Origin of the sequence: Streptomyces sp. NBC_00353 (assembly GCF_036108815.1) — a bacterium.
Taxonomy (GTDB): Bacteria; Actinomycetota; Actinomycetes; order Streptomycetales; family Streptomycetaceae; genus Streptomyces.
The window spans coordinates 5,874,194-5,892,171 of sequence record NZ_CP107985.1; the positions used below are offsets into that span (position 1 = coordinate 5,874,194).

A 17,978-nucleotide genomic window follows, 5' to 3' on the forward strand; every position below is an offset into this window, starting at 1 on the left:
GTTCCATGAGCAACACCAAGACCGACGCGGCCGAAGAGCGCGCGAACGAGCGCGAGCGCGAGAGCCGACAGGAGCGGGAGAACGCGGCCGAGCTCGGCGCGGCCGGCTCGCAGCTCTCCACGGCACCGCGCGAAGAAGCCCTGGCCGCACTGCCCGCCATGGGCGTCATCGGCTGGGCGCGCTGGTTCTGGCGCCAGCTCACCTCGATGCGGGTCGCGCTGATCCTGCTCTTCCTGCTCTCGCTCGGGGCCATCCCCGGCTCGCTGATCCCGCAGAACAGCGTGGACGAGCTGAAGGTGCAGACCTTCAAGGAAGCCCACACCACCGTCACGCCGATCTACGAGAAGCTCCAGTTCTTCGACGTCTACAGCTCGGTGTGGTTCTCCGCGATCTACATCCTGCTGTTCGTCTCCCTCATCGGCTGCATCGTGCCGCGCACCGGCCAGTTCATCGGCCAGCTGCGCAGCCGGCCGCCGGGCGCCCCCAAGAGGCTGACCCGGCTGCCCGCGTACACGACGTGGCGCACCGACGCCGAGCCCGAGCAGGTCCGCGAGGCCGCGCTCGCGATCATGCGCAAGCGGCGCTTCCGGGCGCACGCGGACGGCGATGCGGTCGCCGCCGAGAAGGGCTACCTGCGCGAGGCCGGGAACCTGATGTTCCATGTCTCGCTGATCGTCATGCTGGTGGCCTTCGCCACCGGGCAGCTCTTCAAGTCCGAGGGCGGAAAGCTGATCGTCGACGGCGACGGCTTCTCCAACACGCTGACCCAGTACGACGACTTCAAGTCCGGATCGCTGTACGACACGGACTCGCTCGCCCCGTTCAGCTTCACCCTCGACAAGTTCGTCGGCACGTACGAGCGCAACGGTCCGCAGATCGGCACCCCACGCAAGTACGAGGCCCACGTCACGTACTCCGAGGGCGCGTACGGCAAGCCGAAGAAGGCCGTCATCAAGGTCAACGAGCCGCTGGTGGTCGACGGCTCCAAGGTCTATCTGATCGGGCACGGCTACGCCCCGGTCGTCTCCGTCAAGGACGGCAAGGGCAAGGAGGTCTACAAGGCCGCCGTTCCGCTGCTGCCGATCGACAGCAATGTCACCTCGACCGGTGCGATCAAGGTGATGGACGGCTACCGCGACAAGAACGGCAAGAAGGACCAGCTGGGCTTCCAGGCGTTCTTCGTGCCGACGTTCGCGGGCAACGGCAAGGGGACGATGTTCTCCCAGTTCCCGGCCGCGGACTTCCCGGTACTGGCCCTCAACGGGTACCACGGCAGCCTCGGTGTCGACTCCGGTCTGCCGCAGAACGTGTACCAGCTGAACACCTCGAAGATGGAGGCGTTCAAGGACAGCAAGGGCGACAAGCTGAAGCAGCGGCTGCTGCCCGGCGAGACGATGAAGCTGCCGGACGGCGCCGGATCGATCACCTTCGAGGGCATCGAGCAGTGGGCCAGCTTCCAGATCTCGCAGCAGCCCGCCAGCGGCTGGGCGCTCACCGGAGCCATCGGGGCCATCGCCGGTCTGGCCGGGTCGCTGTTCATCCAGCGGCGCCGGGTCTGGGTCCGGGCCGTACGCGGAGCGGACGGCGTCACCGTCGTCGAGATGGCGGGCCTGGGCCGCAGCGAGTCCGCGAAGCTTCCCGAGGAACTGGCCGATCTCGCGGTCACACTCCATGACATGGCGCCCACCGCGCCCGACGACGCATCCGCCGAAGCACTTTCCGAAGAACCTGCCGAAGGGGCTGAGAAGTGAATCTCGCCGCCGCAACCAACGAGAATCTGGCGCACACCAGCAATGTGCTGATCTATTCGTCGATGGCCGTCTACACCATCGCCTTCTTCGCGCACATCGCGGAGTGGGTGTTCGGCAGCCGCAGCAAGGTCGGCCGCACCGCCGCCGCGCTGACCGGGGCCGGAGCCGCCGGCGCCTCCTCGGCGAAGATCCAGGTCCAGGTCGCGCAGAAGGGCGGCGCCACCGCCGTACTGGACCGTCCGAAGATCATTACGCGTTCCGCCGCCGGTTCGCGTGACGTCCCGGACGGGCCCGGCGCAGCCGGTGGCACGTTCAAGGGCGATCTGTGGGGGCGGATCGCGGTCTCCATGACCGTGCTCGCCTTCCTCGTCCAGGCCGCCGGGGTCGTCGCCCGCGCGCTGTCCGTGCAGCGTGCCCCCTGGGGCAACATGTACGAGTTCTCGATCACCTTCTCCACGGTGGCCGTCGCCGCGTACCTGATCCTCCTCGGGCTGAAGAAGAACGTCCGCTGGATGGGCCTGCTGCTGGTCACGACCGTCCTGCTGGACCTCGGCATCGCGACCACCGTGCTCTACACCTCCAGCGACCAGCTGGTGCCCGCACTGCACTCGTACTGGCTGTGGATCCACGTCTCCACCGCCATCATCTGCGGTGCCGTCTTCTACATCGGTGCGGTCGGCACACTGCTGTACCTGTTCCGCGACAGCTACGAGAGCAAGCTCGCGAACGGCGTCGAGCCCGGCTCGTTCGCCCAGTCCGTGCTGTCCCGGCTGCCCGCCGCGGCGACCCTCGACAAGTTCTCGTACCGTGTCAACGCCGCCGTCTTCCCGCTGTGGACGTTCACGATCATCGCGGGTGCGATCTGGGCCGGCGACGCCTGGGGCCGCTACTGGGGCTGGGACCCCAAGGAGGTCTGGTCCTTCATCACCTGGGTCGCGTACGCCTGCTACCTGCACGCCCGCGCCACCGCAGGCTGGAAGGGCCGCAAGGCCGCCTACCTGGCGCTGATCGCCTTCGGCTGCTGGCTCTTCAACTACTACGGCGTGAACATCTTCGTCACCGGCAAGCACTCCTACGCCGGCGTCTGAGCCTCCCGCCCTCATCCGTACGGGTGCGGAACCCGCCCCATCGGGCCACGCTGGAATCATGAGCGACACGCACACAGTGGTCGAACGTGGTGCCGCAGAGACCGACGGCGACCGCCACATCCTGCGGTTCACGCTCCGGCTGCCCCACTCCGTGTCACGGGTGTGGGCAGCCGTTGCCAGTTCCGACGGGCTGCGGGACTGGCTCGCCGCCGCCGAACCGTTCGAACCGCGCATCGGCGGTGCGATCACGCTGCGCTGGCTCAACACGGACCGGGACGGGAACGCCACGGTCGCCTCCGGCACCGTCACCGCCTGGGACATCGAGCGGGTCGCCGAATACACCCTCGAAGGGGTGCACGGCCGGATCCGCTTCCACTTGGAGCCGCCGCGCGGCGACCATGTGGTGCTGCGCTTCACCAATGAGTTCCGCGGCGACGACGGGCTGCGACTGGACTGCCTGGCGGGCTGGCACAAGCACTTCGAGTACCTGGTGGAGGCGCTGGACGGGCGTCCCGCCGACTGGTCCGCGTGGACGCTCACGCGATGGCAGGAGCTGCGGGACGGCTACGCGGCGGACGGCGGCCGGGGCGGGGACTGACGGTCCGGGCGGCGGTGGGCGGTCAGGGTGCGGCCGACGGGGGCAGGCAGTTCCGCGCCGGGGGCTTGCCCTCCGGCCAGGTGATCGCCACGAACCGCTGCGAGGCGTCCTCCCGCGCCGGCTCCACCACCGGCACCGCCTTGTTGTACGGGTTGCCGTGGTCGGGGTCCATGCCGTGCCCGGTGACCAGCAGGAAGCCCGCCGCCCGTAGCGCCGCGTCGACAGTCGCGGCGGTCTCGCGGCGGACCTGGGTGTCGCCGGAGAGCCACGGCCGCAGATCGATGGTGGGAATCCTGGGCTCACTCATCGCCGATGTCCTCGTTCCATACATCCGGGTGGTCCTGGATGAAGGCGCGCATCATGGCGGTGCACTCGGCGTCGTCGAGGAGCACGACCTCGACGCCGTGCCGGGCCAGCCAGTCGTGCCCGCCGTGGAAGGTGGCCGCCTCACCGATGACCACCCTGGAGATCCCGAACTGGCGGACCAGGCCGCTGCAGTACCAGCACGGCGAAAGAGTGGTCACCATCGTCGTGCCACGGTACGAGCGCTGCCGCCCGGCGGCACGGAAGGCCGCGGTCTCCGCGTGCATGGACGGATCGCCGTCCTGGACGCGGCGGTTGTGCCCGCGGCCGAGGAGCGAGCCGTCCGCCCCGTACAGCGCGGCGCCGATCGGAATGCCGCCCTCGGCCAGTCCGGCGCGGGCCTCCGCGACGGCGGTCGCGAGGCGCTCCCTGTCGACGTCACGGCCGGTGCCCCCGGCGGCGCCCCTGCCCTTCATGCCGTTCACTCTCCCGGTCACGGAACAGCGGGGCAACATGCCGTCCCCGGTCGCCCTTCGTCCTCGGCCGCCGGACGGGCCCGATTTCCGAGCGGGGCCCGGCCCTGGAACGCGAACCGACAGCTGCTGTATCCGTGAACCCGCGTGCGGTTACGAGGCGGGCGGAGCGGACTCCTCCGGCCCGGCCCCGCTCTCGCGGCGCTTGAGCTCCTCCTCACGGCGGCGCAGATCCGCCTCCCAGTCCTTGAGGAGCGACTCGTCCTTCTTGTTCTCCTCCTTCAGCGCCTTCAGGAATTCCGGATTGTCGTCCGGCGCCACCCACTCATGGCGGTGGTTGCGGTGCCATTCCGACGGCGTACGGCCCCCGGCGGGCGCGTGGCGCATCTTGCCCGCGCCGAGCCACACGAGCGGGCCCACGATCCAGAACAGCAGAATGATGAAGACCCAGGCGATCTTCGGCAGATGCTTGGCCTCGTCCTCCGGGGTGTTCAGACAGTCGATGAACGCGTAGATCGTCAGTGCCAGAGGCAGGAGATAGATCAAGGCCCGGAACATGGTGAAGGGTCCCCCCGCGAAGAGATGGCGGGGCGCTGTCCCGCCCCGGTGACGGGGCCAGGGTAGCCCGTGGCCGATACTTGTCCGCATGGCTTACGACGATCTTCGTTCCCTCCTCCGGGCGCTGGAGCGCGAGGGCGAGCTCAAGCGCATCAAGGCCGAGGTCGACCCCTATCTGGAGGTCGGCGAGATCGTCGACCGGGTGAACAAGGCGGGCGGGCCCGCGCTGCTCTTCGAGAACGTCAAGGGCGCGTCCATGCCCTTGGCCATGAATGTCTTCGGGACCGACCGGCGGCTGCTGAAGGCGCTCGGGCTGAAGTCGTACGCCGACATCAGCGACAAGATCGGCGGCCTCCTCAAGCCGGAGCTGCCGCACGGCTTCGTCGGGGTGCGCGAGGCGTTCGGGAAGCTCGGCTCGATGGTGCACGTACCGCCGAAGAAGGTGAAGTCGGACAACGCCCCCGTGCAGGAGGTCGTCCTCACCGGCGACGACGTGGACCTGGATCAGCTGCCTGCGCTCTTCACCTGGCCCGAGGACGGCGGCTCCTTCTTCAACCTGGGGCTCACCCACACCAAGCACCCGGAGACCGGCGTACGGAACCTGGGGCTCTACCGGCTCCAGCGTCACGACCGGCGCACCATCGGGATGCACTGGCAGATCCACAAGGACAGCCGCAACCACTACCAGGTCGCCGCCAAGCGCGGCGAGCGGCTGCCCGTCGCGATCGCGTTCGGGGCGCCGCCCGCGGTGACGTACGCCTCCACGGCCCCACTGCCCGGGGACATCGACGAGTACCTCTTCGCCGGGTTCATCCAGGGCAAGCGGATCGAGATGGTCGACTGCAAGACCGTGCCGCTGCAGGTCCCGGCGCACGCGGAGGTCGTCATCGAGGGGTGGCTGGAACCAGGGAAGATGCTTCCCGAGGGGCCGTTCGGCGACCACACCGGGTTCTACACGCCGCAGGAGCCCTTCCCCGCGCTCACCATCGACTGCGTGACCATGCGGAAGCGTCCGCTGCTCCAGTCGATCGTGGTGGGCCGGCCGCCGACCGAGGACGGCCCGCTGGGGCGGGCCACCGAGCGGTTCTTCCTGCCGCTCCTGAAGATCATCGTGCCGGACATCGTGGACTACCACCTGCCCGAGTCCGGCGGCTTCCACAACTGTGCGATCGTCTCGATCGACAAGAAGTACCCGAAGCACGCCCAGAAGGTGATGAGTGCCATCTGGGGCGCGCACATGATGTCGCTGACCAAGCTGATCGTCGTCGTGGACTCCGACTGCGACGTCCACGATCTGCACGAGGTCTCCTGGCGGGCGCTCGGCAATACCGACTACGCCCGGGACCTCACCGTCACCGAAGGCCCGGTCGACCATCTCGACCACGCCTCCTACCAGCAGTTCTGGGGTGGCAAGGCGGGCATCGACGCGACGAAGAAGTGGCCCGAGGAGGGCTACACCCGGGACGGGGGCTGGCCGAACATGGTCGAGTCCGACCCGGAGACGGCGGCGAAGGTCGACCGCCGGTGGAAGGAGTACGGGCTGTGAGTGCGGCCGAAGCGGCGCTGGGCCCCGGGCCCGCGCAACCGACCGGCAGGGTCAAGGCGTTCTTGCGGCTCGTGATGATCGAGCACTCGGTCTTCGCGCTGCCCTTCGCCTACATCGCCGCGCTGAGCGCGATGTTCCAGCTCGACGAGAACATCCACTGGGGGCGGCTGCTGCTCATCACCGTCGCGATGGTCGGGCTGCGCACGTTCGCGATGGCCGCGAACCGGATCATCGACCGTGAGATCGACGCCCGGAACCCACGTACCGCCAACCGTGAGCTGGTCACCGGTGCCGTCACCGTGAGGTCGGCGTGGACGGGCGCGCTCGTCGCCGTCGTCGTCTTCCTCGGGGCCGCCGCCCTGCTGAACCCGCTCTGTCTGGCGCTCGCGCCGATCGCCGTCGTACCGATGGTCGTCTACCCGTACGGCAAGCGGTTCACCCACTACCCGCACGCCATCCTCGGTATCGCGCAGGCCATGGGGCCCATCGGCGCCTGGCTCGCGGTCACCGGCGGCTGGTCGTGGGACGCGGTGATCCTCGGTCTCGCGGTCGGTGTCTGGATCGGTGGCTTCGACCTGATCTTCGGCTGCCAGGACGTCCAGGCGGACCGCGCGCACGGCGTGCTCTCGGTCCCGGCCCGCTTCGGCATCCCTGCGGCGCTCTGGGGTGCCCGGGTCTGCCACGCGGTGACGACCGGCCTGCTGGTCTGGTTCGGGCTCGCGACCGGTGCGGAGCTCTTCTACTGGATCGGCATGGTGATCGTCGCCGTGGCGTTCGTGTACGAGCACCGCGTGGTGCGGCCGCACGACCTGTCCCGGCTGAACCGGGCGTTCTTCTCCGTCAACGGGTTCATCGGGATCGCGCTGTTCGCATGCGCCCTGCTGGATCTGCTGGTGCGCGGCCTCACACCGTAGAAGCAGGGGGCACGGGGTGGGTGGCGCGCCGCGGGCGGCGGAACGCGAACGCCGCGCCCACCCCTCCGATCAGCCCGAACAGATGCCCCTGCCAGCTGATCCCGGAGTCGGTCGGCAGGACGCCCCACAGCAGTGAGCCGTAGACCACGGCGATCACGACGCCCACCACTATGTCGAGCGGTCTGCGGTCGACGAAGCCGCGGACCAGCAGGTAGCCGAAGAGGCCGAAGACGACGCCGGACGCGCCGAGCGTGACCGTGTGCGGCGGCGCGGTCAGCCAGACGCCGAGGCCGCTGGCAACGATCACGGTGAGGACGACGGCGGCGAAGCGGCGTATCCCGCCGAGGGCGGCGATGAAGCCGAGGATCAGCAGCGGGAGGGTGTTGGAGGCGACATGCTCCCATCCGCTGTGCAGGAACGCGGCGGGCACGATGTCGAGCAGTTCGCCCGGCTCGCGCGGGGTGATGCCGTAGGTGTCGAGCGCCTGGCCGGTCGCCATGTCGATGGATTCGAGCACCCACAGCAGTGCGATCCAGCCCAGCATCAGCGCGCCGGCCGTCAACGCCCGTGCGGAGGTGCCTGTACGGGTACCGGTCATGGCCGCCCCCCTGTCCGTTCACAGCTGTCCGCGGCCCTGTCCCTGGCCTGTCCTTCATCTGTCGGAACGCCCGAAACCCCTCGCTCGGTTCCGCAGGCCGTGCGCCGGATAGGCTCGGGTGTGTGGAATCCGGGACTTCAGTGAGTCAGCAGCAGCGGCAGCCTTGGATTGTCGGGGTTTCCGGTGCTTCGGGTACACCATTCGCCGCTGCCGTGCTGCGTGGTCTGCTGGCCGCGGGGGAGAGCGTCGATCTGGTGGTGAGCCGGGCCTCGCGGCTGACGCTGCTGGACGAGACCGGGATCGCCTTCCGTGACGCGCACTGGCAGGAGGACCTGCGGAGCTGGCTGGCGCGGGGGGCGGACGGGAAGCCGCACACCTTCGATGTGGAGGTCGACCGGGTGCGGCACTGGGCGGCCGGTGATCTCGCGGCCGGGCCGTCCTCGGGCTCGTACCCGGCGAAGGGGATGCTGATCGTGCCGGCCTCGACGGCCTGTGTGGCCGGAGTGGCGCTCGGGCTTTCGAAGGATCTGCTGCAGCGGGCCGCGAGCGTGACGCTCAAGGAGCGGCGGAAGCTGGTCGTCGCGGTGCGCGAGACTCCGCTGAACGGTCAGACACTCAAGCATCTGGTGGCCCTGGACGAGGCGGGCGCCGTGGTGCTGCCCGCCTCTCCGGCGTTCTATGCGGGCGCGACGCACATCCAGGACCTGGTGGACTTCGTCGCGGGGCGGGTGCTCGACGCGGCAGGGGTGCCGCATCGGCTGTACCGCCGGTGGGAGGGGGAGCTCGGTGGCTCCCGTGACTGAGGCCGGGCCGGTGGGGCCGGGGGTCAGCGCTTCTTCGGGGCGCGCTGGATGCGGGTCTTGTCGACCTCTCGCGCGGCGGCGGGCTGGTGGGCACGCGAGCGGTTGGCCAGGTCCTGCAGCTCGCGCATCCGGGCGTAGGCCATCTCGATCGTGTACACGGTGTCTTCACTCCTGAGGATTCGAAAGAACTTCTTTGAAAATCTGAAAGATCTGCAGGGCGTGGACCCTGTATGCCTTAGATTCTATACGTAAACTCGCGGTACTGCTGAACAATGGAAGGTTTCAGTCATATGGACGCGGTGGACAGGCAGCTCATCCAAGCCCTCAGGGAGAACGGCAGGGCCTCGTACGCCGAGCTCGGGCGGCTCGTCGGGCTCTCCGGGCCCAGCGTCACCGACCGCATCAACCGGCTGGAAACCGCCGGTGTCATCACCGGCTACCGCGCCACCGTCGACGCCGCTTCGCTCGGTCTCGGGGTCACCGCCCTGATCGGCATCTCGCTCTCCGACGCCGCCGACCACGAGGACGTCGCTCGCCGGCTCAAGGACCTCGCGGAGATCGAGGACTGCTGGTTCATCGCGGGCGACGACTCGTACATGCTCAAGGTGCGCGTCGGTGACGTCGACGGCCTGGAGAAGACCATTCGCAGGCTCAGCGGTACGAAGGGCGTCTCCCGCACCCGCACCACGATCGTGCTCTCCACCAAGTGGGAGAACCGGGTCGGGGAACTCCCCGAGGAGTCGTAGGCGTAACGTGGTGGAGCCCCCGGGTGACCGGGGGTCCACCGGGTGTCCCGGGGGAGCGTACGTATCGCACAGCACGTCAGAGACATCTGGGAGGCAGCCGCATGGACGTCGGGCTCAAGCGCGAGCTGGAGGAGAAGGTCCGCGCAGGGGAGCGGCTGACCCGTGAGGACGGCATCGCCCTCTACGCGTCGGACGATCTGGCCTGGCTCGGCGGCCTCGCCCACGAGGTGCGCACGCGCAAGAACGGCGACGTCGTGCACTTCAACGTCAACCGGCACCTCAACATGACGAACGTGTGCACCGCGTCGTGTGCGTACTGCTCGTTCCAGCGCAAGCCGGGCGAGAAGGACGCGTACACCATGCGCATCGAGGAGGCCGTCCGTCTCGCGAAGGCGATGGAGGGCGAGAACCTCACCGAGCTGCACATCGTCAACGGGCTCCACCCCACGCTGCCGTGGCGCTACTACCCGCGCTCCCTCAGTGCGCTGAAGGAAGCCCTTCCGCAGGTCTCCCTCAAGGCGTTCACCGCCACCGAGATCCACCACTTCGAGACCATCTCCGGGCTCTCCGCCTCCGAGATCCTCGACGAGCTGATCGAAGCCGGTCTGGAGTCGCTGACCGGCGGCGGCGCGGAGATCTTCGACTGGGAGGTCCGCCAGCACATCGTGGACCACAACACCCACTGGGAAGACTGGTCGCGCATCCACCGCCTCGCGCACGAGAAGGGTCTGAAGACCCCGGCGACGATGCTGTACGGGCACATCGAGGAGCCGCGTCACCGCGTCGACCATGTGCTGCGGCTGCGTGAACTGCAGGACGAGACCGGCGGCTTCCAGGTCTTCATCCCGCTGCGCTACCAGCACGACTTCGTCGACATGAAGGACGGCAAGGTCCGCAACAAGCTGCAGGCGCGGACGACGATGGCGACCGGCGCCGAGGCGCTGAAGACGTTCGCTGTCTCGCGTCTCCTCTTCGACAACGTCCCGCACGTCAAGGTCTTCTGGGTGATGCACGGGGTGCAGACCGCCCAGCTCGCGCTCCAGCACGGCGCGGACGACATGGACGGTTCGGTCGTCGAGTACAAGATCACGCACGACGCGGACAACTACGGCACGCCGAACAAGCTCGGTCGCGACGACCTGCTGGACCTGATCCGGGACGCGGGCTTCCGCCCCGTCGAGCGGAACACCCGGTACGAGATCATCCGCGAGTACCCGGGGCCGGACGCGGAGCGCCGCGAGTCGCCGCAGCCGATGCGGGTCTGACGCGGCCGGTTCGCTCCGCCGTCGAACTTCCCGGCGCGGATCTCTCTGTACGAAAGCCCCGGCCGCCGTCCCCGGCCGGGGCTTTCTCGCGTTGTGGACGGTGTTTGAGGCAACGGTGCTGTAATAGCTAATCTGCCGCTATGGCGCTTACATTTGAGGTGGATCCGAAGTTCGACAGCACTCTGCGGGACGGCATCTGCGCACTCTGGGCCGATGTCTCCAACGCGGGTGGTGCCGTCGGCTTCGTGCCACCCGTCACCACCGAGGACGTCCGGCCCGAGCTGGTCAAGCACCTCGTCTCGATGGCCGAGGGCCGCACCCGGCTGCTGGTCGGCTACGACGAGAAGGGCGCCGTCGCCGCCACGGCCTTTCTCGTCCGCAACACCCACCGGCTGATGTCCCACTGGCTCTGGCTCTACACGGTGATGGTCCACCCCGGTCACCAGGGCAAGGGCTACGGCCGCGAGCTGATGACCGCCGCGGCGGATGCCGCCCGCGGGACCGACGGGATAGAGGCCATCCGCCTCACCTGCCGGGGCGGCACCGGGGCCGACCGCTTCTATGCGACGTGCGGATACAAGGAGGTCGGCCGGGTGCCCGGCGCGATCCGGGTCGCCGACGGGGACGACCGCGACGACATCATCATGCTGCTCCCACTGGGGTGACTCGCGGGCCCGCCCGCCGAAGTGATCGAATTCGGGGCATGCTTCACTGGTCGGGCAGGGTTGTCGTACGTAGAGAGAAGGCCAGCCGTGTCCGCTGCCAAGCCGAGCGCAACGATCCGGTACACGCTGATGCGCCTCAGCATCTTCGTCGGCTGTCTCGCCGTCGTCGCGGTGGCTGTCACCTACGGTCTGCTGCCCTCCGGGCTCGGCGGATCCAACGTCATGTGGATCATCCTGCTCGCCCTGCTGCTCTCCGCGCCCCTCAGCTACATCCTGCTGCGCAAGCAGCGCGACGAGATGTCCGCACAGATCGCCCCCAAGATCGACCGCGCCAAGGCCCGGCTGGCGGCGAACCGGGACCAGGAGGACGGCGTCGCCCCGTAGTGCCGCGGTGTCGCGGTACCGCGTGAAGCCCCCGTGAGGGCGGGGTAAGGGTTACGTAAGGTTCCTCACACGCGCACCGTATTCGTTCGAAGCCCCAGTGCCGGAGCACGCGCTCCTGTGCTGGGGTTTCCGCGTTCCGTCGCGTGGCGCGGGGGTGCATTCTCGCCAAGGGTTCTCAAAGAACACCTTTGAGGTTCTCAAAGTTCAAGTGTTAACGTGTTCGACATGAAGACAGCTGTGCGCCCCCGCCATCGAGCCGGCATTGAGCTCGTGGTGCGCCTGCATGTCGATCTCTGCCGCTGTATGTCCGCGGTCTGTTGCCGCAACGTCTGAACCGGCACCATGCAGCGGCGCCGCCCCTGACGCGGGCGCCGCACCCCCGTCCCCCCGCCCCGTCCCCGTGCGCCCCGATGCGTCACATCTGGAGTGTGTCCGTGTCCGCGAATCCCGCGTCCGCCACCGCCGGCACCGACCGGCAGTCCGGCTCCGGTTTCCGTATACCCAAGGTCCCGTTCTGGGCCCAGATCGTCGCCGGTCTGGTCCTCGGCGTGCTGCTCGGGTGGCTCGCCCGCAGCTATGACATCGGCTGGCTCTACACCACGCTCGACAAGGTCGGCCACATCTTCGTCCAGCTGCTGAAGCTGGCCGTCGCGCCCCTCGTCTTCTTCGCGATCCTGGTGTCGATCACCAACCTGCGCAAGGTCAACAACGCCGCCCGGCTGGCCACCCGTACCCTGCTCTGGTTCATGATCACTTCGCTGATCGCGGTCGCCATCGGCCTGGCGATCGGCCTGATCACCAACCCGGGCGCCGGCACCGGCCTGACCCCGAAGGACGGCGCCAAGCCTGACCACGCAGGCTCCTGGCTCGACTTCCTGACCGGCATCGTCCCGGAGAACGTGATCACCCCGTTCACCGAGCTGAACGTCCTGCAGATCGTCTTCATGGCCGCCGTCGCCGGTATTGCCGCGCTCCAGCTCGGCGAGAAGGCCCAGCCGATCCTCACTCTCAGCGAGTCGATCCTGGAGCTCCTCCAGAAGGCCCTGTGGTGGGTCATCCGCCTTGCCCCGCTGGGCACCGTGGGCCTCATCGGCTACGCGATCGCCGACTACGGCTGGGACCTGATCGGCAAGTACGCGACGTTCACCGTCGACGTCTACGTCGGTTGCGCCCTGGTGCTGTTCGGCGTGTACCCGCTGCTGCTCGCCACGGTCGCCAAGGTCAACCCCCTCCAGTTCTTCAAGGGCGCCTGGCCCGCGATCCAGCTGGCCTTCGTCTCCCGCTCCTCGGTCGGCACGATGCCGGTCACCCAGAAGGTCACCGAGCGACTCGGCGTCCCGAAGGAGTACGCCTCGTTCTCCGTTCCGTTCGGGGCGACGACGAAGATGGACGGCTGCGCCGCGATCTACCCGGCGCTGGCGGCGATCTTCATCGCGCAGATCTTCGACGTCCAGCTGGGTGTCGGTGACTACGTCCTGATCGCGTTCGTCTCGGTGATCGGCTCGGCGGCCACCGCCGGTCTCACCGGTGCGACCGTCATGCTGACCCTCACGCTGTCCACGCTGGGGCTGCCGCTGGAGGGCGTGGGCCTGCTGATGGCCATCGACCCGATCCTGGACATGATGCGTACGGCCACCAACGTGGCCGGCCAGGCGCTGGTCCCGGTGATCGTCTCGGCACGCGAGAAGATCCTCGACCTCGACGCGTACAACTCGGCCTCGTCCTCCCCGGTCGACGACGAGGTGCGCGACGCGGAGCCGGTGAGCGTGCCGGTCGCCGCGTAACGGCCACACCTTCGGCGAGCGCCCCCGGTCCTTCGAGGACCGGGGGCGCTCGCCGTTGTACGCGTACGAACCGGCCGGCATCGATGCCCCACCGCAGGGGCAGCAGGAGCGCGGGAAGACGTGACTTTCGGTGGAGGGTGAAACCGGCCACTGGACGGCCCGGGAAGGCTTCTCCGTACGACGCGTGAGGAGCCTGCGCCGTAGTCTTACCGAGGAGTGGCGCAGTGGGGTGGGAGGAAGTCGGACGTGGGTGCTGTGAAGAGCAAACGGATGCCGCGTGCCGTGCGCGAGCAGCAGATGATGGACGCCGCGGTGCAGACTTTCGGGCAGCGTGGCTACCGGGCCGCCTCGATGGACGAGATCGCGGAGCTGGCCGGCGTGTCCAAGCCGTTGGTCTATCTGTACCTGAATTCCAAGGAGGAGCTCTTCACCTCCTGTATCCAGCGCGAGGCAAAGGCGCTGGTCGCAGCGGTGCGCTCGGGGGTGGAGCCGGGGCTGCCGGCGGACCGGCAACTGTGGGCCGGGCTACGGGCATTCTTCACGCACACCGCGGAGAACCCGGACGGCTGGGCGGTGTTGCACCGGCAGGCACGTACGCACGGGGAGCCGTTCGCCACCGAGGTCATGGTGATGCGGGACGAGATCGTTGCGTTCGTGACGGGTCTGATCGGCGCCGCTGCGCGCGAGGCGCACCACGATCCGGCGCTCCCCGACCGCGATGTGTCGGGCCTGGCGCAGGCGCTCGTGGGGGCCGCGGAGTCGCTCGCCGGCTGGGCGAACGACACCCCCGGCGTCTCGGCGAAGGAAGCCGCGGCCACGCTGATGAACTTCTCGTGGGCGGGCCTGGAGAACCTCATGCACGGCCGCCCGTGGGCGCCGCGGGCCCAGGCGGCCGCCCGCACATAGCGGCCGGCCGGTCAGGACCGCGGCTGCGCACCGTCCCGTGCCGTCGACCCGGTGAGGTGGACGCGGCCGCCGCTGCGGAGCTGGAAGGCGGTGCCTGCGCCGTCCACCGCGTACGTCACGGTCGCCGGGAGCAGGACGGGGGCCCTGAAGTCGGCCCGGACGTAACTGATCCTGCCCGGTTCGGCGGACTCGGCCAGACAGCGGGCGACCGTCCACATGCCGTGTGCGATGGCCCTCGGGAAGCCGAACAGCCGGGCGGTGAGCGGATACAGGTGGATCGGGTTCCGGTCACCCGAAGCGGCGCCGTAGCGACGGCCCAGATCGCCGGGCAGCCGCCACTCGGCGACGGCGGGGAGTTCGACCGCGGGGAGGGCGGGGGGCCCGGCCTCGGGAGCGGGCGAGGCCCCGCGTGTCGAGTGGCGGGAAAGATAGCCGCTGCGGGACTCCCACACCAGCTCGCCGCCCGACCGGGCCTCGGTCACCATCGTCACCTCGGTGCCCCGCCGATGGGGCGCCAACCCATCGGCGTACACGCTGAGTTCAAGCATTTCCGTGGGGTGCGGCGGCCGGTGCCGGGTGATCTCGATCCATGTGTGGACCAGCCCGACAACGGGAAGCGGGAAGCTCCGTCCGGTCATCAGTCGCATCGCGAGCGGGAAGCCCAGCACATGGGGGTACGTCAGCGGCAGCGGGCCCGACTCGGAGAAGCCGCAGATCCTGCTGTACGCGGCGAGGGGGCCGGGTGCGATCCGTACGTCCCGGGCGACCAGGCGGTCGGCAGGCAGCGCGGCGCCGGGCCGGCCCGCCCGCTTGAATGGGGACGTGACGGCGCCCCGCACCAGTGATGCCGTCAGACCCCGGGAAGTGGCAGTGGCCGACATCGCCGTCACGCCCCGAGCAGGCTCTGGCCGCAGACCCGCACGACCTGGCCGTTCACGGCCGCCGAAGCGGGCTGGGCGAACCATGCGGTCGCCTCCGCGACATCGACCGGAAGGCCGCCCTGGGCGAGGGAGTTCATCCGGCGGCCCGCCTCCCGGATGAAGAGGGGGACGGCGGCGGTCATCTTGGTCTCGATGAAGCCGGGGGCGACCGCATTGACCGTGACGCCGTGGTCGGCGGCGGCTCGCGGGGCCAGGGAGCGGACCAGGCCGATGATGCCCGCCTTGCTGGCCGCGTAGTTCGTCTGACCGTTGTTGCCCGCGATGCCGGCGATGGACGCGGTGGCGACGATCCGGCCGCCCCGGTTGATGGTGCCCGCCTCGAGCAGCGCATCCGTGGTGCGCAGCACGCTGTCGAGGTTGACCTCGACGACCTGGGCCCAGCGGTCGGCGGGCATGTTGGCGAGCCGCCGGTCGCGGGTGATGCCCGCGTTGTGGACGAGAATGTCCAGGCCGTCGGGGGCCGCGGCGGCGATCCGCTCGGCGGCGTCGTCCGCGGTGATGTCGAGCGGCAGCGCCGACGCACCGAGCCGGTCGGCGGTACGCGCCAACTCGTCCCGGGACTGCGGGATGTCGAGGCAGATGACCTGCGCTCCGTCCCGTGCCAGGACCGACGCGACCGAGGCGCCGATGCCGCGCGCCCCACCGGTGACCAGCGCGGTGCGTCCGGCGAGCGGCGCGGCCGGGTCGGCGGCCGGACCGGGTGCGGCGCCGGTGAGTTCGACGACCTGGCCGTTGATGTACGCGGACCGGGGGGAGAGCAGGAACCGGAGGGTGGATTCCGCCGAGGCGGCCGCATCCGGTTCGATCCGGAGCAACTGGACGGTGGCGCCCCTGCCGATCTCCTTGCCGAGCGAGCGCACGAACCCTTCGAGAGCCTGCTGGGCGGCCGCCTGATGATGGTCGTCCGCCGACGGCCGTACCCCGACGATCACGATCCGGCCGCCCGGCGCCAGCGAACGCACGACAGGATGCAGCGCGGCGTGCACGTCCCCGAGCCCGGCAGCGGTGGCGACTGCCGTCGCGTCCACCACGATTCCCGCAGGGCGGGGTGCCTGTCCGGCGCTCCGGACCACCGTGAGGCCGGTCGTGGCGAGGACCGCACCCAACTCCTGTGCGACGGCGGAGTCCCCGGCCGTGAGGTGCAGCAGCGGGCCGTCCAGTGACTGCGTCTCCAGCGACCAGCGGCGCAGCCGCGCCGGCTGCGGAAGACCGAGCTTCCGGGTCAGAAATCGGCCGGGTGCTGTGCCGGTGAAGTGCAGATAGTGGTCGGCCATTGTCCAGACTCCCTGCGCGGTCGTAGATTTTACTGCGGAGTAAGGTTACTCAAGAGTCAGGAGCAGGTCGAGATGAGTTGGTCGAGATGATCCCCCTTGCTCTCCCGCAGCCGCGCAGGGTCGCGGTCATCGGCGGCAGCCGCATCCCGTTCGCGCGCTCCGACGGCCCGTACGCACACTCCTCCAACCAGGAGATGCTCACCGCCGCGCTGAACGGTCTGGTCGAGCGGTTCGGGCTTCAGGGGCAGCAGGTCGGCGAGTTCGTCGCAGGCGCCGTCCTCAAGCACAGCCGGGACTTCAACCTGGCCCGCGAGACCGTCCTCGGCTCGGCGCTCGACCCGCGCACCCCGGCGTACGACATCCAGCAGGCCTGCGGCACCGGCCTCCAGGCCGTCATCGCCGCCGCCAACAAGATCGTGCTCGGCGCGGTCGACTCCGCGATCGCGGGCGGCACGGACACCACGAGCGACGCACCCCTCGGCGTCAACGACCAGCTGCGCAGACTGTTGCTGGCGGCCCGGCGGGCAAAGTCGACCGGCGGACGGATCAAGGCACTTACGGGGATACGGCCCCGGCATCTCGTCCCCGACATCCCGCGGAACGCTGAACCCCGCACCGGGCTCTCGATGGGCGAACACGCGGCGATCACCGCGCGTCGGTGGGACATCGGGCGCGCCGAGCAGGACCTTCTCGCCGCCACCAGCCACCAGCGGCTCGCCGCCGCGTACGAACGGGGCTTCCTGCACGACCTGGTCGTCCCCCATCTCGGCCTGGCCCGCGACCAGAACCTCCGCCCCGGCTCCACCGTGGAGAAACTCGCCACCCTGGAGCCGGTATTCGGCGCCGACCACCCCGACGCGACGATGACCGCGGGCAACTCGACCCCGCTCACCGACGGCGCCGCCACCGTGCTGCTGGCGAGCGACGAGTGGGCCGAGGCGCACGGCCTGGAGCCGCTCGCGTATCTCTCGCTGTACGAGACCGCCGCCGTCGACCACGTGGGCGGCGATGACGGGCTGCTGATGGCTCCGGCGTACGCCGTGCCGCGGATGCTGGAGCGCGCCGGGCTCACCATCGAGGACTTCGACCTCTTCGAGATCCACGAGGCCTTCGCCTCCCAGGTGCTCGCCACCCTGGCCGCCTGGGAGAAGCAGGGGCTCGCCCCGGTCGACCGGGACAGGCTCAATGTGGCCGGATCGTCCCTCGCCACCGGGCATCCGTTCGCCGCGACCGGAGCGCGGATCGTCGCCACCCTCGCCGAACTGCTCGCCGAGCGGGAAGCCCCGGGCCGCGGGCTGATCTCGATCTGCGCCGCGGGCGGCCAGGGAGTCACCGCGATCCTGGAACGCCCCTGATTCCCAAGCCCTTTCAGCGATCGAGG

The 17,978-nt window shown here is 69.4% G+C and carries 19 protein-coding genes and 1 pseudogene; 13 read left to right on the forward strand and 7 right to left on the reverse strand.

What is annotated here, in order from left to right; genetic code table 11:
- The first annotated feature begins 5 nt into the window (after nt 1-5).
- Genes resB through OHA88_RS26645 form a run of 3 tightly spaced genes read left to right on the forward strand, consistent with a single transcriptional unit; the run spans nt 6 to nt 3,437 of the window.
- Nucleotides 6-1,751, forward strand: coding sequence for a cytochrome c biogenesis protein ResB (resB, locus tag OHA88_RS26635; RefSeq protein ID WP_328627345.1), 1,746 nt, complete (start codon nt 6-8; stop codon nt 1,749-1,751).
- Nucleotides 1,748-2,839 carry a c-type cytochrome biogenesis protein CcsB gene (gene ccsB, locus OHA88_RS26640; protein WP_328627346.1) on the forward strand — a complete coding sequence of 364 codons (1,092 nt, stop codon included), beginning with the start codon at nt 1,748-1,750 and terminating at the stop codon, nt 2,837-2,839. Before resB ends, ccsB begins: the two co-directional genes overlap by 4 nt.
- A gap of 58 nt (nt 2,840-2,897) precedes the next feature.
- Nucleotides 2,898-3,437, forward strand: a complete 540-nt coding sequence (locus OHA88_RS26645) for an SRPBCC domain-containing protein (RefSeq protein ID WP_328627347.1) — start codon at nt 2,898-2,900, stop codon at nt 3,435-3,437.
- A 163-nt stretch (nt 3,438-3,600) separates the two neighbouring features.
- Here OHA88_RS26645 and OHA88_RS26650 read toward each other — a convergent pair.
- The 3 genes and pseudogenes from OHA88_RS26650 to OHA88_RS26660 all read right to left on the reverse strand — a co-directional run.
- A pseudogene (locus OHA88_RS26650) lies at nt 3,601-3,744 on the reverse strand (2-oxoglutarate and iron-dependent oxygenase domain-containing protein); the annotation flags it as partial.
- Nucleotides 3,737-4,216 (reverse strand): nucleoside deaminase, encoded by a 480-nt coding sequence (locus tag OHA88_RS26655; protein ID WP_328627348.1) that lies wholly within the window; start codon nt 4,214-4,216, stop codon nt 3,737-3,739. The pseudogene OHA88_RS26650 and the gene OHA88_RS26655, both read right to left, overlap by 8 nt.
- 150 nt (nt 4,217-4,366) lie before the next feature.
- Nucleotides 4,367-4,771, reverse strand: a complete 405-nt coding sequence (locus tag OHA88_RS26660) for a PLD nuclease N-terminal domain-containing protein (RefSeq protein WP_313937844.1) — start codon at nt 4,769-4,771, stop codon at nt 4,367-4,369.
- A gap of 88 nt (nt 4,772-4,859) precedes the next feature.
- Here OHA88_RS26660 and OHA88_RS26665 point away from each other — a divergent pair, with 88 nt between their 5' ends.
- Both OHA88_RS26665 and mqnP read left to right on the forward strand, forming a co-directional pair.
- On the forward strand, nt 4,860-6,317 hold the full coding sequence (locus tag OHA88_RS26665; RefSeq protein WP_326604378.1) for a menaquinone biosynthesis decarboxylase: 1,458 nt from the start codon (nt 4,860-4,862) through the stop codon (nt 6,315-6,317).
- Nucleotides 6,314-7,231 (forward strand): menaquinone biosynthesis prenyltransferase MqnP, encoded by a 918-nt coding sequence (mqnP, locus tag OHA88_RS26670; RefSeq protein ID WP_328627349.1) that lies wholly within the window; start codon nt 6,314-6,316, stop codon nt 7,229-7,231. The genes OHA88_RS26665 and mqnP overlap by 4 nt, the downstream gene beginning before the upstream one ends.
- On the opposite strand, the gene OHA88_RS26675 is transcribed toward mqnP, so the two are convergent.
- Complete coding sequence (locus OHA88_RS26675) at nt 7,221-7,829, reverse strand: rhomboid family intramembrane serine protease (RefSeq protein ID WP_328627350.1); 609 nt, start codon at nt 7,827-7,829, stop codon at nt 7,221-7,223. The genes mqnP and OHA88_RS26675 overlap by 11 nt on opposite strands.
- A 140-nt stretch (nt 7,830-7,969) precedes the next feature.
- Between OHA88_RS26675 and OHA88_RS26680 the strand changes: the two genes are divergently transcribed.
- Complete coding sequence (locus tag OHA88_RS26680) at nt 7,970-8,632, forward strand: UbiX family flavin prenyltransferase (protein WP_030928013.1); 663 nt, start codon at nt 7,970-7,972, stop codon at nt 8,630-8,632.
- A gap of 23 nt (nt 8,633-8,655) precedes the next feature.
- Here OHA88_RS26680 and OHA88_RS26685 read toward each other — a convergent pair whose 3' ends face one another.
- Nucleotides 8,656-8,790, reverse strand: a complete 135-nt coding sequence (locus OHA88_RS26685) for a hypothetical protein (RefSeq protein ID WP_267004604.1) — start codon at nt 8,788-8,790, stop codon at nt 8,656-8,658.
- Nucleotides 8,791-8,922: 132 nt separating this feature from the next.
- Here OHA88_RS26685 and OHA88_RS26690 point away from each other — a divergent pair, with 132 nt between their 5' ends.
- The 6 genes from OHA88_RS26690 to OHA88_RS26715 all read left to right on the forward strand — a co-directional run bounded on the left by OHA88_RS26690 (nt 8,923) and on the right by OHA88_RS26715 (nt 14,382).
- Nucleotides 8,923-9,378 (forward strand): Lrp/AsnC family transcriptional regulator, encoded by a 456-nt coding sequence (locus OHA88_RS26690; RefSeq protein ID WP_030928011.1) that lies wholly within the window; start codon nt 8,923-8,925, stop codon nt 9,376-9,378.
- Nucleotides 9,379-9,479: 101 nt separating this feature from the next.
- A complete protein-coding gene (gene mqnE, locus OHA88_RS26695) occupies nt 9,480-10,643 on the forward strand; it encodes an aminofutalosine synthase MqnE (protein ID WP_313937840.1) in 1,164 nt (387 codons plus the stop codon).
- A 140-nt stretch (nt 10,644-10,783) separates the two neighbouring features.
- Nucleotides 10,784-11,308 carry a GNAT family N-acetyltransferase gene (locus OHA88_RS26700; protein ID WP_267004606.1) on the forward strand — a complete coding sequence of 175 codons (525 nt, stop codon included), beginning with the start codon at nt 10,784-10,786 and terminating at the stop codon, nt 11,306-11,308.
- An 87-nt stretch (nt 11,309-11,395) separates the two neighbouring features.
- Nucleotides 11,396-11,692 (forward strand): DUF4229 domain-containing protein, encoded by a 297-nt coding sequence (locus OHA88_RS26705; RefSeq protein WP_328627351.1) that lies wholly within the window; start codon nt 11,396-11,398, stop codon nt 11,690-11,692.
- Nucleotides 11,693-12,126: 434 nt separating this feature from the next.
- On the forward strand, nt 12,127-13,476 hold the full coding sequence (locus OHA88_RS26710) for a dicarboxylate/amino acid:cation symporter (RefSeq protein ID WP_328627352.1): 1,350 nt from the start codon (nt 12,127-12,129) through the stop codon (nt 13,474-13,476).
- A gap of 270 nt (nt 13,477-13,746) precedes the next feature.
- The gene (locus tag OHA88_RS26715) at nt 13,747-14,382 is read left to right on the forward strand and encodes a TetR/AcrR family transcriptional regulator (protein WP_328629798.1); all 636 of its coding nucleotides are present in this window, start codon (nt 13,747-13,749) and stop codon (nt 14,380-14,382) included.
- Nucleotides 14,383-14,393: 11 nt separating this feature from the next.
- Here the strand turns inward: OHA88_RS26715 and OHA88_RS26720 are convergent, their stop codons facing one another.
- Both OHA88_RS26720 and OHA88_RS26725 read right to left on the reverse strand, forming a co-directional pair.
- Nucleotides 14,394-15,263, reverse strand: a complete 870-nt coding sequence (locus tag OHA88_RS26720; protein ID WP_328627353.1) for a MaoC family dehydratase — start codon at nt 15,261-15,263, stop codon at nt 14,394-14,396.
- Nucleotides 15,264-15,268: 5 nt separating this feature from the next.
- Nucleotides 15,269-16,597, reverse strand: a complete 1,329-nt coding sequence (locus OHA88_RS26725; protein ID WP_328627354.1) for a 3-oxoacyl-ACP reductase — start codon at nt 16,595-16,597, stop codon at nt 15,269-15,271.
- Between the two features lie 86 nt (nt 16,598-16,683).
- Here OHA88_RS26725 and OHA88_RS26730 point away from each other — a divergent pair, with 86 nt between their 5' ends.
- Nucleotides 16,684-17,952, forward strand: coding sequence for an acetyl-CoA C-acetyltransferase (locus OHA88_RS26730; protein WP_328627355.1), 1,269 nt, complete (start codon nt 16,684-16,686; stop codon nt 17,950-17,952).
- Nucleotides 17,953-17,978: the final 26 nt, after the last annotated feature.

Excerpts from the sequence above, each read along its gene's own strand:
- OHA88_RS26730 (WP_328627355.1), top strand. The coding sequence starts at position 16,684 with ATGATCCCCCTTGCTCTCCCGCAGCCGCGCAGGGTCGCGGTCATCGGC.
- OHA88_RS26645 (WP_328627347.1), top strand. The coding sequence starts at position 2,898 with ATGAGCGACACGCACACAGTGGTCGAACGTGGTGCCGCAGAGACCGAC.
- OHA88_RS26700 (WP_267004606.1), top strand. The coding sequence starts at position 10,784 with ATGGCGCTTACATTTGAGGTGGATCCGAAGTTCGACAGCACTCTGCGG.
- mqnE (WP_313937840.1), top strand. The coding sequence starts at position 9,480 with ATGGACGTCGGGCTCAAGCGCGAGCTGGAGGAGAAGGTCCGCGCAGGG.
- OHA88_RS26665 (WP_326604378.1), top strand. The coding sequence starts at position 4,860 with ATGGCTTACGACGATCTTCGTTCCCTCCTCCGGGCGCTGGAGCGCGAG.
- OHA88_RS26725 (WP_328627354.1), bottom strand. The coding sequence starts at position 16,597 with ATGGCCGACCACTATCTGCACTTCACCGGCACAGCACCCGGCCGATTT.
- OHA88_RS26675 (WP_328627350.1), bottom strand. The coding sequence starts at position 7,829 with ATGACCGGTACCCGTACAGGCACCTCCGCACGGGCGTTGACGGCCGGC.
- OHA88_RS26720 (WP_328627353.1), bottom strand. The coding sequence starts at position 15,263 with ATGTCGGCCACTGCCACTTCCCGGGGTCTGACGGCATCACTGGTGCGG.
- OHA88_RS26690 (WP_030928011.1), top strand. The coding sequence starts at position 8,923 with ATGGACGCGGTGGACAGGCAGCTCATCCAAGCCCTCAGGGAGAACGGC.
- OHA88_RS26655 (WP_328627348.1), bottom strand. The coding sequence starts at position 4,216 with ATGAAGGGCAGGGGCGCCGCCGGGGGCACCGGCCGTGACGTCGACAGG.
- OHA88_RS26715 (WP_328629798.1), top strand. The coding sequence starts at position 13,747 with ATGCCGCGTGCCGTGCGCGAGCAGCAGATGATGGACGCCGCGGTGCAG.
- resB (WP_328627345.1), top strand. The coding sequence starts at position 6 with ATGAGCAACACCAAGACCGACGCGGCCGAAGAGCGCGCGAACGAGCGC.
- OHA88_RS26660 (WP_313937844.1), bottom strand. The coding sequence starts at position 4,771 with ATGTTCCGGGCCTTGATCTATCTCCTGCCTCTGGCACTGACGATCTAC.